Annotated in this window: 10 protein-coding genes; 7 read left to right on the top strand and 3 right to left on the bottom strand. The window is 73.3% G+C overall.

Annotated elements, in window-relative coordinates; all coding sequences use genetic code 11:
* Positions 1 to 24: 24 nt before the first annotated feature.
* A complete protein-coding gene (locus tag H9652_RS13175) occupies positions 25 to 3,654 on the bottom strand; it encodes a S8 family peptidase (protein ID WP_191796645.1) in 3,630 nt (1,209 codons plus the stop codon).
* A gap of 332 nt (positions 3,655 to 3,986) precedes the next feature.
* On the opposite strand from H9652_RS13175, the gene H9652_RS13170 reads away from it, so the two are divergent.
* Positions 3,987 to 4,676, top strand: coding sequence for a hypothetical protein (locus tag H9652_RS13170; protein ID WP_191796644.1), 690 nt, complete (start codon positions 3,987 to 3,989; stop codon positions 4,674 to 4,676).
* A 69-nt stretch (positions 4,677 to 4,745) separates the two neighbouring features.
* Here the strand turns inward: H9652_RS13170 and H9652_RS13165 are convergent, their stop codons facing one another.
* Positions 4,746 to 7,505 carry a cation-translocating P-type ATPase gene (locus H9652_RS13165; protein ID WP_225228199.1) on the bottom strand — a complete coding sequence of 920 codons (2,760 nt, stop codon included), beginning with the start codon at positions 7,503 to 7,505 and terminating at the stop codon, positions 4,746 to 4,748.
* 189 nt (positions 7,506 to 7,694) lie between these two features.
* Between H9652_RS13165 and H9652_RS13160 the strand changes: the two genes are divergently transcribed.
* From H9652_RS13160 to H9652_RS13150, 3 genes are all read left to right on the top strand, one after another.
* Positions 7,695 to 8,012 (top strand): YbjQ family protein, encoded by a 318-nt coding sequence (locus tag H9652_RS13160; protein WP_030144034.1) that lies wholly within the window; start codon positions 7,695 to 7,697, stop codon positions 8,010 to 8,012.
* 113 nt (positions 8,013 to 8,125) lie between these two features.
* Complete coding sequence (locus H9652_RS13155) at positions 8,126 to 8,758, top strand: amino acid kinase family protein (protein ID WP_191796642.1); 633 nt, start codon at positions 8,126 to 8,128, stop codon at positions 8,756 to 8,758.
* 104 nt (positions 8,759 to 8,862) lie between these two features.
* Positions 8,863 to 9,303 (top strand): OsmC family peroxiredoxin, encoded by a 441-nt coding sequence (locus H9652_RS13150; RefSeq protein ID WP_030144035.1) that lies wholly within the window; start codon positions 8,863 to 8,865, stop codon positions 9,301 to 9,303.
* 13 nt (positions 9,304 to 9,316) lie between these two features.
* Here the strand turns inward: H9652_RS13150 and H9652_RS13145 are convergent, their stop codons facing one another.
* Positions 9,317 to 10,357, bottom strand: coding sequence for an NAD-dependent epimerase/dehydratase family protein (locus tag H9652_RS13145; RefSeq protein WP_191796641.1), 1,041 nt, complete (start codon positions 10,355 to 10,357; stop codon positions 9,317 to 9,319).
* Positions 10,358 to 10,562: 205 nt separating this feature from the next.
* Here H9652_RS13145 and H9652_RS13140 point away from each other — a divergent pair, with 205 nt between their 5' ends.
* The 3 genes from H9652_RS13140 (at position 10,563) to H9652_RS13130 (ending at position 14,347) form a co-directional block, all read left to right on the top strand.
* On the top strand, positions 10,563 to 11,525 hold the full coding sequence (locus H9652_RS13140; protein ID WP_191796640.1) for an ABC transporter ATP-binding protein: 963 nt from the start codon (positions 10,563 to 10,565) through the stop codon (positions 11,523 to 11,525).
* On the top strand, positions 11,522 to 13,615 hold the full coding sequence (locus H9652_RS13135; protein WP_191796639.1) for a YhgE/Pip domain-containing protein: 2,094 nt from the start codon (positions 11,522 to 11,524) through the stop codon (positions 13,613 to 13,615). The genes H9652_RS13140 and H9652_RS13135 overlap by 4 nt, the downstream gene beginning before the upstream one ends.
* A 168-nt stretch (positions 13,616 to 13,783) precedes the next feature.
* Entirely contained in the window at positions 13,784 to 14,347 is a 564-nt protein-coding gene (locus tag H9652_RS13130) for a dihydrofolate reductase family protein (RefSeq protein WP_191796638.1), read from the top strand.
* The last annotated feature ends 207 nt before the right edge of the window (positions 14,348 to 14,554 follow it).

Below are 14,554 nucleotides of genomic sequence, written 5' to 3'. Positions count from 1 at the left end.
CCCGAGGCCCGGCTGGTCGAGGCGTCAGCCGCAGCTGATCGCCTCGTACCCGGCTTCATAGGGCGTCGTGACCGTGACGCCCTCGACGACCGCGGTACCCGTGACCGTCGCCGCACCGGCGCCGATCGCGGTCGCCCGCGAGCTGAACGACTGCGAGGCCGACTTGCCCGGCGCGACGTTCTTGAACGTCTTGGTACCGAACGGTGTCTCGACCACGACGTCGGCCTTCACGTCGCCGTCGTTCACCGCCCGGACCGCGACCTGGGCCTTGCCCGCGACGCAGCGCGACTGCGCCGTGACCGTGAGCTCGACCGACGCGTCCAGGTTCGACACCCCGACCGTCTGCCAGCGCTTGCCCGCGCTCGCGTTGTGCAGGTGCAGCAGGAGCAGCTCGCCCGTCCCGGCCTCGGCCGCGGCAGCGGACCGGTTGACCGTGACCGGGGCGTCGTCGGCGCCCACGAACAGGAGCTGACCACCACCGCTGAACCAGTACGCGGGGTCGTACGGGTCGCCCGTGAACGGGCCCACCCGGTCGATCGACTGGTCGGGCTGCGTCCCGTAGTACGAGTACGTCGCGACCGTGAACGAGGGCACCGTGCCCGGCTCGATGCCGAGCTCGCCGATCGCGACCGGCACCACGAGCACGTTGCTGTCGAAGACCGACGTGTCGACGTCCGCCCAGACCGAGTTGACCGGCTCGAGCAGCACGCCCTCGCCCGCCCCGTACTCCTCGCCGTCGGGACCGGTCCAGTCCTTGAGCGTGTACGTGGTCGCCAGGGTCAGGTCCGACTCGTTGTACTTGCGGACCACGGTCTCGAACTCGGCCGATCCGTCGCCGTCCACGTCGGTCTCGACCGACGGGAACATGACCGCGCCGAGCGAGGCCCAGTCGCCGTCCATGGCCACGCCGATGCCGATCCGGCCGTCGCCCGGCTCGTCGCCCGCGGCCGCGTACTGCGGTGCGCTCGACGTGAAGCCGACCGCGCGGATGTCGCCCGACGCGACCGCCGAGGCCGACGAGCCCTCGGCAGCGTCCGCCTCGAGCCGCGGGCTCGTCGCCTTGAGCTCGAACGGCGCCACGAGAGACGTCCAGCCGCCCGAGGCCACGCCGCGTCCGTCGAGGTCGAGCTCGGCCGACGTGTCCTGGTTCAGGAACGTGACGTCCTTGCCCGTCAGGTCGCTCACGAGCTTCGGCGCGGCCTGGACCGGGACGCGCAGCTCGCTGCCCGACTCCGGCGTCAGGACCAGGCGACCCGTGAGCATGCCGACGAAGTCGCGCGGCACGCCCGAGGTGGTCTCGGCCGACGTCGGGTCGAGCTGCTTCGCGAGCGTCGCCGGGTCGGCCGTCAGGGTCAGCGTGACCGTCCGGGTCTGCCCCGCGGGGATCGTGAGGTTCGCGGGCGAGACCGTGACGGTCGCGCCCCCCGCGGTGCTCGACGTCGTGAACGCCGCCGCGTACTTCACGGCCTGCGAACCCGTGTTCTGCACGTCGACCGTGCGGCGCTCCTTGACGGTCTTGTCCGCCACGGGCACGAGCCCGTACGACACCGAGACGAGCTCCTTGTCCTGCGCCGAGAACGCGAGGGTCGAGTTCTTCACCGCGTCGACCGCGTCCACGCGACCGGACCCGACCCGCTCGGGGCCGTACGCCGTGCCCGTGCCGCCCTGGCCCGTCCACACGTCGTGCGAGGCCGTGTTCATGACGGCCGTCTTGACCTGCTGCGCGCTCCAGCCCGGGTGGGCCTCCTTGACGAGCGCCGCGATGCCCGCGACGTGCGGGGTGGCCATGGACGTGCCCGACTTGATGCCGGGCTGCGTGAGACGGCCCGAGGCCACGGAGGAGATCCCCGTGCCCGGTGCGGCGACATCGGGCTTCACGACGCCCAGCGAGCCGTGCACCCCGCGCGACGACCCCGCGTTGAGCGTGTCCCCGATCGCGGGGATCTCGACGAACGACGAGTTCGCGAGCGACGGGCCGAGCGTCAGGACGACGCCGCCCGCCTCGATCGCCGGACGCAGCGCGTCGTGGCTCGGGCCCGTGAGCTGCGCGCCCGGGATGCCCGCGTTGCCCGCGATCCCGGCCGCGAAGACCTCGAGCTCGGACGACAGCAGGACGCCGACCGCGCCCGCGGCCTGAGCGTTGTTGAAGCGCGCCGCGCTCCCGCACGCCCGCGTGGCGTCGTTGTCGTCCCAGTAGAGGAACGCGATCTTGCCCGCCGTGGCGGCGGCCTGGGCCGGGGTCAGGGGCGTGCACCCGCTGACCGTGGCGCCCAGGAACGCGACCTCCGCGGTCACGTCGACCGAACCCGTGTAGCTCTGCGAGTTCTGCGCGGGGTAGGAGCCCGCGACGCCCGCAGGGGCCGTGACCTCGACGCCGTCGAACGTCTGGGTGTTGCCCACCGAGTTCGCGACCGTGAGAGAGGTGCGTGCGTTGCCGGGCGAGCCACCGACGTCGGTCACGTCGCCCGCGTTGCCCGACGCGACGACCGCGAGCGTGCCCAGCCGCGAGAGCTGGTCGATGAACAGGTTCTCCGGGTCGTCGGCCGGGCTGTTGTCCGAGCCGAGCGACAGGTTGACGATGTCGAGACGGTCGGACAGGTCGCCGTCACCGTCGGGGTCGGCCGCGAACTCGAGCGCGTCGACCACGACGTTCGTCGAGCCGCCCAGGTCACCGAAGACCTTGAGCGCGTACAGGCCCGACTCGGGTGCCGAGCCCGGCCCGACCGTCCAGTCGGAGATGTCCGTGAGGGTCGTGTAGTCGCCGTCGAACGTCGTCCCGTCGGCCAGGACTCCGTAGCCGCCCGTCGTGCCCGCGACGTGCGAGCCGTGACCCGAGCCGATCGAGTCGAGCGAGTCGATCGGGTTCTCGTCCGGCGTCGGGATCAGCGACGTGCCCGGCACGGTGCCCGACGCGTCGTAGTCGTACCCCGCGAAGTCGTACCCGCCGAGGTACTTGGCGTCGTCGAACGTCCCCGCGGGGACGGGGCCCTGACCCTTGACGCCGTATGCCTCGTCGTACGCGGCCTGCGTGCCCGGACCGCCGAAGCCGGCGTGCGTGTAGTCGATGCCCGTGTCGATGATCCCGATCCGGACGCCCTGTCCCGTGTAGCCCGTGCTCTGCCAGGCCTCGAGGGCGCGGGTGAACGCGTCGGTGCCCTTGTTCGAGGGTGTCTTGGGGATGATGCGGTAGACCGTGACGACCTTGTCGTCGGCGGCCAGGGCCCGCACCTGCTCGGCGTCACCCGTCACGACGACGCCGGGGACGAGCTTGCTCGTGACCGACAGCTGCTGGGGCGCGCCCGCGGCGCGAGCACTGCGGGCGTTCGTCTGCGCGGGGACGACGGTGTCCGCGAGGCGCTCGACGACGGCCTGGTTGTCCTCGACCTGCGCCGGGCTCGCGCCCTGGTCAGCGAGGTCCGCACCGGACGGGGTGTCGAGCTGGACGAACGCGGTCACGGTCCCCGAGGAGTCGGCGAGCGAGGGGGCGACCTTGCCCGCCTCGCTCTCCGTGGGGGACAACGAGCTGGCGGACTTCGACGTGAGGTCGGGGCCGGACGGGCCGGCGGGATCGGACGGCAAGGACGCGGCGGGCAGCGTCGATGCTGCGACCACCGCCAGTCCTGAGAGAGCAGCTAACAACGAACGGTGCTTCATCGACACTCATTTCCCCGGTACGGACCGGTGGCGTTGAAGGTGCGTGGTGGTTCCCCCGTGGTGGTCGCCGACGGCTGTGTGCAGACGACCGTGCCTGCACGCTATAGGTGAAGTCCGACGCCCGCGCGCTGCGCGAACGTCACCGAACCAGGACCGACCGGTCAGGGGCCCCGGACCGAGGCAGCCGGGACAAACCAGGACAGGACGTGCTCCGCCCCTTACGATCGGTCCGGGGGCGCGGAACACCGGGGTTTCGCAGACGGTCCTCACCCACGTGTCGACGTCGTCCGCGGGCAGCGGTCGACCCGGCCCACGCTGTGAAGGAGCACCACATGTCACGTCGTACGACCCGCATCGCAGCCGTCTCCGCGGCGATCCTCGTCGCCGGGGTGTTGAGCGCGACGCCCGCGCTCGCCGACGGCCCCGAAGGCCCCGACCTCACCTCGAAGTCGTTCAGTGCTGAGGATGAGGTCTGTTCGGTCATCGCCCAGCCCACCCCCGCGGGCCAGGACGTCGCCTTCACACCCGCGCCCACCGTCCAGTGCTTCGACACGTTCGGCGAGGCCATCGAGTCCGCCACGGGCGTGCCCGTGACCGACCCCGCCGTCGAGGCAGGGGAGCCCGCGGCCCTGCGTGCCTTCGCCCAGGACCAGGCCGCCCAGGCACAGTCCCGCTCGGCCGGTCCGGACTCGAGGGCCGCCGCGCCGGGTACGACCATGATGCTGGGTGTCGCGTACAAGGGCGCCAACCACACCGGGGGCAACAAGGTCTTCTGGAGCAACGGCGGCTACGGCTGCATGACGGGCAACACGTACGGGTTCCCCAAGCTGTCGCCCTACCTGATGAACAACAACATCAGCTCGTTGAACGCGTACGCCGAGTGCTGGGCGACCCTCTACGACCTCGAGAACTACGTCAAGGGCGCCTCGACGAACTGCGTCCCCTTCTGCGCGACGCTCGGGTCGATGAACGACCGCGCGTCCTCGATCGTCTTCCGTCCCGCAGGCAGCGGCATCGACTGACACCTGCCCTCGCTCGCGTCCGTCGGGGACCTCGCTCCGGGGGCGGCGTGCCCGACGGCGCGCCGGGCCTCAGCGCTGGCGGGCCCGACCGAGCGCCTTGGCCGCCTCGACGAGCAGGAAGACCACGATCGCGAGCAAGAGCGTGATGCCCCACTCGCGCGGCCCGATCGGCGCGGAGCCGAACCACGAGTGCATGAAGGGTGCGTAGACGAACACTGCCTGGAGGGCGAGCAGCGAGCCGGCCGAGTACCAGATCGCCCGGTTGCCCTGGAGCACCGCGGGCGTGATCGACGAACGGTCCAGGAACCGGCAGTTGAACAGGTACGCGAGCTGGCCGAGGGCGAGCATCGTCACGGCCGTCGTCTGCGCCTCGGCCACGCCCATGCCCTGGTCGCGCTCGATGAAGTACACCGCCATGGTCGCGCCGCCGATGAGGACCGAGACCAGCAGGATGCGACGCAGGTACGCCGCGGTGAGGATCGAGGCCTTGGCGTCACGGGGAGCGCGGGACATGATGTCGGGCTCGGCGCGCTCGTTGGCCAGGGCGAGCGACAGCGTCACGGCCGTGACCATGTTGATCCACAGCACCTGCACCGGCTGGAGGGGCAGCGCCCACCCGAGCAGCACCGCGACCAGGATCACGAGCGACTGCGCGCCGTTGGTCGGCAGCAGGAACAGCACCGACTTGCGCAGGTTGTCGTAGATCCGTCGCCCCTCCTCGACCGCACGCTCGATCGTGGCGAAGTTGTCGTCGGCGAGGACGACCTCGGCGGCCTCCTTGGTCGCCTCGGTCCCCTTGATCCCCATCGCGACGCCCACGTCGGCCTGCGTCAGCGCCGGGGCGTCGTTCACGCCGTCCCCCGTCATCGCCACGACCTGCCCGTGGGACTGGAGCGCCGACACGATCCTGATCTTGTGCTCGGGGCTCGTGCGCGCGTAGACGTCGACGTCCTCGACGACCGCGCGCAGCTCCTCGGTGCTCATGGCCTCGAGCTCGGCGCCCGTGAGGACCTTGGTGGCCGCGGCCGTGTGCTCGGTGGCCCCGGCCTGCCCGGCACCGTCACGGACGATGCCCATCTCCCGTGCGATCGCGAGCGCGGTGCCCGAGTGGTCGCCCGTGATCATCTTGACCGTGATCCCGGCGTCCTGGCACTGCGCGATGGCCTCGACGGCCTCGGGGCGAGGAGGGTCGACGATCCCGACCAGGCCGACCAGCTCGAGGCCGGCGTCCACGTTCTCCGGCGCCAGGTCCGTGCTCCCCGGTGCTGCCGACGCCCGGGCCGCGGCCAGCACGCGCAGGCCCTGCGCGCCGATCTCGTCGATCTGGGCCGACCAGAAGTCACGGTCGAGCGGCTCGGGACGTCCGTCGGGCCCGGTCTGGGCCGAGCAACGGTCGAGCACCCGGTCGGGTGCCCCCTTGACGAGCACGTGGAGGCCTCCCTCGGGGTCCTCGGTGAGGGTCGCCATGTACTTGTTCTCGGACTCGAACGGGACGAGCGCGACGCTCCGCCACCCGGCCGGGTCCAGGCCCGCCTTGAGGCCCAGGGTCCGCAGCGCGCCCTCGGTCGGTTCGCCCACCAGGCGCCAGCCGTCGCCCTCCCCGGCGGGCTCGTGGACGATGCGCGCGTCGTTGCACAGCATCATGACCTCGGTCAGGCGCCGCAGGTCGGGGTGCTCGGGCAGCAGCGCGGGGGACCCGTCGAGGCTGACGTCGCCGTCCGGGGCGTAGCCGATCCCGGTCACCGCGTACTCGTGCCCGGCGGTGCGCACGGTGCGGGCCGTCATCTCGTTCCTGGTCAGCGTCCCGGTCTTGTCCGAGCAGATCGTGGTCACCGAGCCGAGCGTCTCGACGGCGGGCAGGCGACGCGTGATCGCCCGTCGTCGGGCCATCTGCTGCACACCCAGGGCGAGCGTGATCGTCACGAGGGCCGGCAGGCCCTCGGGGACGGCCGCGACCGCGAACCCGATCGCCGCGGACACGAGCTCGGGGGTCTCGAACCCGTGGAACACGCGCCCGATCACGACCATGACCACGGCCATGACAAGGATGAGGACCGCGAGCTTCTTCCCGAACGCGTCGAGCGTGCGCGACAGCGGGGTCTCGAGCGAGTGGACCTCGGAGATGAGGGTCTGGATGCGGCCGATCTCGGTCGTCTCGCCCGTCTCGACGACGACCCCCGTCCCGGTGCCGGCGGAGACGAGCGTGCCCGAGAACAGCATGCTCGACCGGTCGCCCACGCCGGCCTCGGCGGGCACCGCGTCGACCGACTTGGACGCGGGCACGGACTCGCCCGTGAGGGCCGACTCGTCGACCCTGAGGTTGACGCCCGTGAGCAGGCGCAGGTCGGCGGGCACGCGGTCGCCCGAGCGCACCCGCACGACGTCGCCGGGCACGAGGTCGTCGGCGTCGACCTGGGCCCACGCGCCGTCGCGGCGGACCTGGGCGTGGACCGAGAGCATGCCCCGGATGCCGTCGAGGGCCTTCTCGGCGCGCCCCTCCTGGATCAGCCCGATCGCCGCGTTGATGACCGCGACCGCGAGGATCACGGTGAAGTCGATCCAGTCGCCCACGATCGCCTTGAGGACCGCGGACACGAGCAGGATGTAGATGAGGACGTCGTCGAACTGGGAGAGCACGCGACGCCACCACGGGGTGCGCGCGGCCGGGGCCAACCGGTTGGGGCCGACCTCGGCGAGCCGGGTCCGCGCCTGCTCGGCCGTGAGGCCGACGTCGCTCGACCCGACCACGGCGAGCACGGCCTGCGGCGGGAGCGCCCAGGGCGTCGGGTCGGCAGTCGCGGGGACGAGAGGGGTGTCCGAGGCTGTCATGGCTCTCATTCAACGCCCGCTCGTGGTCGAGCACCCGGCGAGGCGCCCGGGTGGGACGAACCGTTCCATCCTGCCCGGCCGCGGGGCGGTCCGACGTCGCCGGGGACGTGCACGCCGGGCGCGGGCCCCGAGGTCCTCCTACCGTGAGGAGTGGCCGCGCACGGTGCGTGGCCGTGAGGAGGACGTACCGTGCTGGTCTCCACCATGAACGATGTCCCGGGCCGGACCGTGCAGCAGGTCGTCGGCGAGGTGACCGGACTGACCGTCCGGTCGCGCAACGTCGGGGCCCAGATCGGCGCAGGGCTCAAGTCGATCGTCGGCGGCGAGCTCAAGGGGCTCACCAAGCAGCTCCAGCAGTCGCGCGACGAGGCCGTCGCCCGCATGGTCGAGGAGGCCACCGCGCAGGGGGCCAACGCGATCCTCGCGATGCGCTACGACAGCGACGAGGTCGGCAACGGCTACCAGGAGATCGTGGCGTACGGGACGGCCGTGGTGCTCGCACCCTGACGGGCCGCGGGGCTCCGACGGTGCCGCGGCCCGGCGCCGGGGGCTTGACGGCGCCCGGACGCCCCTCCGCCGGGCCGTGGGCCTTCGCTAGGGTGCGCGAGGGGGGATGCGTGATGAGGCGAGGGATCGCGGGCCTGGTGGCCGTCGGTGTGGTGGTGGGCGGGTGCACGGCGGCGCCCGTGCCGCAGGAGACGCCGCTCGGGGAGGCGACCCTGACGATCGTCGTGCCGGAGGAGACCGGCCCGAGCGAGGTCCCGCTCCGCTCGGACGGGTCCGTGGACTCCGCGAGCCCGAGATCACGCGACCTCCTCGTGGGCCCGCTCCGCCCGGACGGGTCGACGGTCGCCGAACGGCTCCCGGGGCCCACCGGCGCCGCATCGCTCCTGGGCGGGCTCCTGACGGACGACGAGCGGTTCGGCGCGGTCCGGCTCGACGGCAGCGGGACGGTCCTCCTCGCGTGGCACGGCGACCCACCCCAGGAGGCGTTGGCCGCGGTCGCGGAGGCCTACCCCGACGTCCTGGTGCGGGTCGAGCCGCTCGACGTGCTGCCGGGAGAGCTCCAGGGGCTCGCGGAGTCGCTCCTCGGGGACGACCGCTGGCCGCAGGTCCGCGCGGTCCACGTCCGCGACGACCTCTCGTCGATCGTCGTCCAGGTCGGCGTCGAGCCCAACCCGCTCACGCTCGCCGCACGGCTCACGGCCGAGGTCGGGTTCCCGGTCGAGGTGGAGGTCGCCGCGTCGCGCTGAGCGTCGTGGGACGCCGCTGCGGGCCCGCGACCTCCGGGTTACGGTCGACAGGTAGCCGACGGCTACGGTCTCGTACCCCGAACCCCGCACGAAGGAGCCACATCATGGCAGTCCGCACCGCCCGCACCGCGTGGAACGGCACGCTCATGGAGGGCACCGGTCAGGTCGAGCTCACGAGCTCGGGGACCGGCACGTTCGACGTCAGCTTCCCGCGCCGCACGGCCGACGAGGCCGAGGGCATCACGAGCCCCGAGGAGCTCATCGGGGCCGCGCACTCCTCCTGCTACGCGATGCAGCTCTCCGGGGTGATCGGCGAGGCCGGCGGGACGCCTGTCGCCCTCGAGGTCAAGGCCGACGTCACGCTGTCGCCGGACCCGGCCGGTGGTCTGCGCATCTCGGCGGTCGCGCTCACGGTCCGCGGCGAGGTCGAGGGCCTCGACGAGGCAGGCTTCCTCGCGGCGGCCGAGAACGCCAAGGCGACGTGCCCGGTGTCCAAGGCGCTGACCGGCGCGACGATCACGCTGGACGCCGCCCTGGAGTCGTAGCGGCCCGGCGTCCCTAGGACGGCAGCAGCGGTGGGCTCTGCGTGCCCGCGCCCTCGACGAGGCCACCGACGACCTCGGTGACCGTGGCCCGGGCGTCGTGCACCGGAGCCCACCGCAGCAACCGCCGCGCCCGTGACGTGTCGAGCACCGGCACCGCGAGCGCGACGTCGAACCAGCCCGGGTCGAGCGGGACCAACCGGGCCGCCCAGGCCAGGGCGACCATGCGCCGCAGGGACCCGGGCGACACCTCCCGCAGGCGTCCCTGCGAGACGATCGCGGCGACGTCGGGTCCTGTGAGGACGCCCGGCGCGGCGACGTTGAACGTGCCCGGGTGCCGGCCCACGAGGATCTCGCGGTAGGCGTCCGCGAGGTCGTCGGCGTGGACGACCTGCAGGCGCATGCCGCGCGGCCACACGAGCGTCGGCAGATGCCCCTTGCGACGCAGCGGCGCCGGCAGCAGCCTGCCGAAGAACAACCGCGACACCTCGCTCGCGGCGTCGCGCTGGAACGTGAACGGCGCGCGCACGCGCGTCACCACGACCCCGGGATGCTCGGCCGAGAACCGGTCGAGGATCTCCTCGACCTCGGCCTTCTGCGCGCTCGAGACGGACCCCGCGATCCCCGCGGTCGGCCAGTACTCGTCCCGGGGCGTGTCGTCGAACGCGGGCGAGCACGCGCTCGCGCACGACGCGACCACCAGGTGCCCGACCCCGGCCCTGGCCGCCGCCGCAGCGACGCGCCGCGTCCCCTCGACGTTGACGCGCGCGAGCTCCTCGCGGTCGTGCGCGGGGTCGATCGCCCACGCGAGGTGGACCACGGCGTCGGCACCCACGAACGCGCCCGCGAGGCGCGACGCCACGACCTCCTCGGGGTCCGTGAGGTCGCAGCGGGCCCACTCGGCGGTGTCGAACGGCGGCACGACGGTGCTCGACCCGTCCGCGCGTGGCACCCGGCTCGCGACCCCGACGACCGAGGTGACCACGGGGTCACCCGCGAGCCTGCGCAGCAGGGCCGAGCCCACGTTCCCGCTCGCCCCGACGACCACGACACGCATGAAGTCTCCTCTCGACGCCCGTTTCCCCAGGCTACCGACCCGGCGTCGACCCGGCCGGGGCAACGCGGACCTTCACCCCCCCGGGACGGGCGGGACGCCGAGGTGCACACCCGACAAGGTGCACCCCCGCGGGGTCCAACGGAAGATCGACGGGAGGCTCCGTCGCGGCCCATCCGCACGGGGCTCGCCACGAGAGGACCTGAAGGTGCAGATCGCGATGGACGACGTCCAGGTCGAGGGTCGGCGTGCGCCGATGCTCGAGGCCACCACCCTGACGCTCGCCTCGGGGGAGTGCGTCCTCCTCGCGGGCGAGCCCGGCCACGGGCACACCGCGCTCGCGCTGGTCGCGACCGGCCGCCTCGCCCCGTTCACCGGGACCGTCACGCTCGTCGGCGACGACGGCACCACCACGACCGCGACCGCCGACCTGCGCCGCGTCACGGCCGTGGTCGACGTCCCCGGGATCTCCGAGCCCGACGAGGCGCTCACGGTCGGGGACGTCGTCGCCGAGGAGCTCTCGCTCGCCGGGCAGCGGTCCCTGCCGGGGGACGCCAAGAAGTGGCTCGACGCGCACGACCTGCTCGACCGTCGCGGCGACCGCGTCGACGAGCTGCACGGCACGCTGCGGACCGCCTTGCTGACCTCCCTCGCGTCCGAGCGCGCGGACGTGCGGTTCCTGGTCCTGACGCTGCCCGACCGGCACGGGGGCGAACCGTCGGGCTGGTGGGCCGTCGCGGAGTCGCTCGCGGCGCTCGGCTACGGCGTGCTCGTGCAGTGCACGCGCTCCTCGGCCCGCGACCTCGGCGCCGACCTGCCGCCCGCGCGCGGCGACGACGCGCTGCGGGCGGCGCCCGTCGAGGCCCTGCGGACGCGGCCCGCGCCCGCCGCGGTTCCGGACGAGCAGCCGGCCGACGAGGCCGCGGCAGTCGGACCACCCGAGCCCGTCGAGACGACCGACCCGACCACGTTGTTCGACCGGGCCGAGCCGGGGCGCCACCGGGCGGAGGCCGTCCCGGAGCCCGAGGCGGCGGCCGGGCCGCCCGACGGACCGGACCCCGGACGCGCCGCCGGACGCGCCGCCGGACGCGACGCCGGGCGGGGCCCGGAGCAGGAACCCGAGCCGGAGCCTGACCCGGATCCCGCCCCCGACGAGGAGGTCGACCGATGACCGCCGTCCGCCTCGGCATCTCCGAGCTCCGGCGCATCAGCGCCGGCACCCTGCCCAAGCTCGCGATCCTGGCCATGATCGTCATCCCCACGCTGTACTCGGGCCTGTACCTGTTCGCGAACGAGGACCCGTACGACAAGCTCGCCGAGGTCCCGGCCGCGCTCGTCGTCCAGGACCGCGGCACGACCGTCGAGGACTCGGTCGACGGCACCTCGACCGAGAAGAACTTCGGCGAGGAGGTCGCGAAGCAGCTCGTCGACGGTGACGGCGGGTTCGGCTGGGTCGAGACGACCCAGTCGGACGCCGAGGCCGGTGTGCGGTCGGGGCGCTTCGACGCGGCGCTCGTCATCGGTCCGACGTTCTCGCAGGACCTCGCGTCGTCGGGGAGGTTCGAGCCGCAGCAGGCGAGCCTGGTCCTCATCACCAACGACGCCAACAACTACCTCGTCGCGACCATCGCCGACACGATCGTGGGCACCGTCCGCGACGCGATCGCCGAGCAGGTCGGGACCGAGGCCGCGGACACGTTCCTCAAGGGGTTCGCGTCGATCCACACGAACCTCGCGAGCGGCGTCGAGGGCGCGCAGCAGCTGGTCGACGGCGCCACACAGCTCTCCGACGGGACCGCGCAGCTCGTGGACGGCACGGCCCGGCTCGCGACGGGGGCGAGCGAGGCCGCGAGCGGCGCTGCCCGCCTCGCGGACGGGGCCGACGAGCTGTCGACCGCTACCGGCACGCTCGCCTCGGGCGCGGCCACCCTGTCGGACGGGCTCGACACGCTGCGCAGCAGGACCGCGAACCTCCCGGCGCAGACCCAGGAGCTGGCCGACGGCGCGCAGCAGGTCGCGGACGGCAACGCCCTGGTCGCGGGCTACGGGCAGGACGCGGCCGCGGCGGCGAGGGACGTCGTCGGGCGCCTCGACACCGCGCGCGTCGACCTCGAGGCGCGCCTCGCGGAGCTCGTCGCGACCGGCGTCATCACCCAGGAGGAGGCCGACGCCGTCACGCAGGTCCTCGAGGACGCGCGCGGCCCGGTCGAGGAGGCCGCCGCCACGGTCGAGGGAGCCGCCGGGAAGCTGGGCGAGCTCGGCGCGGGCTCGGCGCAGGTCGCGGCGGGGGCGGCGACGCTCGCAGGCGCCACGCCCGCGCTCACGCAGGGCATCGCGACGGCGGCGTCGGGCGGGGACCGGCTCGCGGCGGGCGCGGCAGAGCTCGACGACGGGGCGGGCACGCTCGCGAGCGGCGCGGAGGCGCTCGCCTCGGGCACGTCCCAGGTGTCCGACGGCGCAGCCGAGCTCGCGTCGTCGAGCGTGACGCTGCGCGACGGGACGGCCGAGCTGCAGTCCGGCACGACCCAGCTCCACGACGGCCTCGCGGCTGGCCTGGGACGCATCCCCGACGTCGACGAGCAGACGCAGGAGGACACGGCGAAGACGCTCGGCAACCCGGTCGCGGTGCAGAAGGACACGATCGCCAACGCGGGCACGTACGGGGCCGGTCTCGCGCCGTTCTTCCTGTCGCTCGCGGCGTGGATCGGCGCGTACGTGCTGTTCCTGCTCGTGCGGCCGCTGTCGGCCCGGTCGCTCGCGGCCGGGCGACCCGCCTGGCAGACCGCGCTCGGCGGCTGGATCCCGCCGGCCGTGATCGGCGTGGCCCAGGTCGCGCTCATGTTCACGGTCGTGAAGTTCGCGCTCGACATCGACCCCGTGTACGCGGTCGGGACCGCGGTGCTGCTCGTGCTCGCGTCGGCGACGTTCGTCGCGATCCTCCAGGCGCTCAACGTGTACCTGGGTGCGGTCGGCCAGTTCCTGGGGCTCGTGCTCATGCTCGTCCAGCTCGTCACCGCGGGCGGGACGTTCCCCTGGCAGACGATCCCCGAGCCGCTGCGCGCGCTGCACCGCTTCCTGCCCATGTCCTACACGGTCGAGGGACTCCGGCAGCTCCTCTACGGCGGAGACCTCGCGACCGTCGCGCGGGACGTGGGGGTGCTGCTCGTGGTCCTCGCGGTCGCGCTCGCGGCCACGACGTTCGCCGCGCACCGGCAGCGGGTGTGGAGCCCGACGAGGCTGCAGCCGGAGCTGGTGCTCTAGGACCGTGTCAGAACGAGCGTGGCCTGGAGTGCTCGCTCGTCCTGACACCGGGCGGCGACCTTGCGACGGGTTCGTCAGGCCGGGACAGGTTCGTGGCGCGGACGTCGATGACTTCTCCGCGCTGTGATGGTCTGTAGTACACCAACCACCGACCGGGAGGACGACACCATGGGGAAGCTGACGTTTGCCATGAGCACGAGCCTGGACGGATACGTCTCCGCGCCCGGCGGCGACCTCGGCTGGAGCGTGCCGAGCGACGAGCTGTTCCAGTGGTGGTCCGACCGCGTGGGAGCGACGGGCCTGTCGCTGCACGGGCGCGTCCTGTGGGAGGCCATGAGGTCCCACTGGCCGACCGCCGACCAGCAGCCCGGCGTCACACCGGCGCACGCCGAGTTCGCGCGTCGCTGGCGCGACATGCCGAAGGTGGTGTTCTCCTCGACGATCAGCGAGGTCGACTGGAACGCCCGTCTGTTCAGCGGGGACGCCGTCACCGAGATCGCCCGGCTCAAGGCCGAGGAGGACGGTCCCCTGGACGTCGGCGGAGCCACCCTCGCCGCGGCGGTCATGCGGGCCGGGCTGATCGACGAGTACGCGATCGTCACCCACCCGGTCCTGGTGGGCGGCGGCACGCCGTTCTTCGCACCCTTGGACGCCTGGGTGGACCTGGACCTCGTGGAGACCCGGACGTTTCCCGGCGGTGTGCTCCTGACCAGGTACGAGACCAGGCGCTAGGTCCCGCCGGTCGCCCGTGCAGCCAGGTGCCGCGAGCCGCGCGTCGTCCGGCCACCCGTGTCCCGCCGTCGGGCATGCTGCGGGTCCCCGTCCCACGCGGGACCGCCGATCCCGGACACTCCCCGGACGCACGTCCGCAGCCCGCGGGAGTGGTGGGAGAATCGCCGACGTGACTGCTGAACTCGACGCCGCAGGAGCCCCCGTCCC

The sequence above is a fragment of the Oerskovia rustica genome (assembly GCF_014836555.1).
Lineage (GTDB): Bacteria > Actinomycetota > Actinomycetes > Actinomycetales > Cellulomonadaceae > Oerskovia > Oerskovia rustica.
Note: the sequence above shows the minus strand (reverse complement) of the source record. Positions and strands in the feature narration are given on the sequence as shown.

What these genes read in the sequence shown, in the direction of transcription:
- H9652_RS13145 (WP_191796641.1), bottom strand. Translation starts at nt 10,357, where the DNA reads ATGCGTGTCGTGGTCGTCGGGGCGAGCGGGAACGTGGGCTCGGCCCTG.
- H9652_RS13150 (WP_030144035.1), top strand. Translation starts at nt 8,863, where the DNA reads ATGGCAGTCCGCACCGCCCGCACCGCGTGGAACGGCACGCTCATGGAG.
- H9652_RS13155 (WP_191796642.1), top strand. Translation starts at nt 8,126, where the DNA reads ATGAGGCGAGGGATCGCGGGCCTGGTGGCCGTCGGTGTGGTGGTGGGC.
- H9652_RS13175 (WP_191796645.1), bottom strand. Translation starts at nt 3,654, where the DNA reads ATGAAGCACCGTTCGTTGTTAGCTGCTCTCTCAGGACTGGCGGTGGTC.
- H9652_RS13130 (WP_191796638.1), top strand. Translation starts at nt 13,784, where the DNA reads ATGGGGAAGCTGACGTTTGCCATGAGCACGAGCCTGGACGGATACGTC.
- H9652_RS13135 (WP_191796639.1), top strand. Translation starts at nt 11,522, where the DNA reads ATGACCGCCGTCCGCCTCGGCATCTCCGAGCTCCGGCGCATCAGCGCC.
- H9652_RS13165 (WP_225228199.1), bottom strand. Translation starts at nt 7,505, where the DNA reads ATGACAGCCTCGGACACCCCTCTCGTCCCCGCGACTGCCGACCCGACG.
- H9652_RS13170 (WP_191796644.1), top strand. Translation starts at nt 3,987, where the DNA reads ATGTCACGTCGTACGACCCGCATCGCAGCCGTCTCCGCGGCGATCCTC.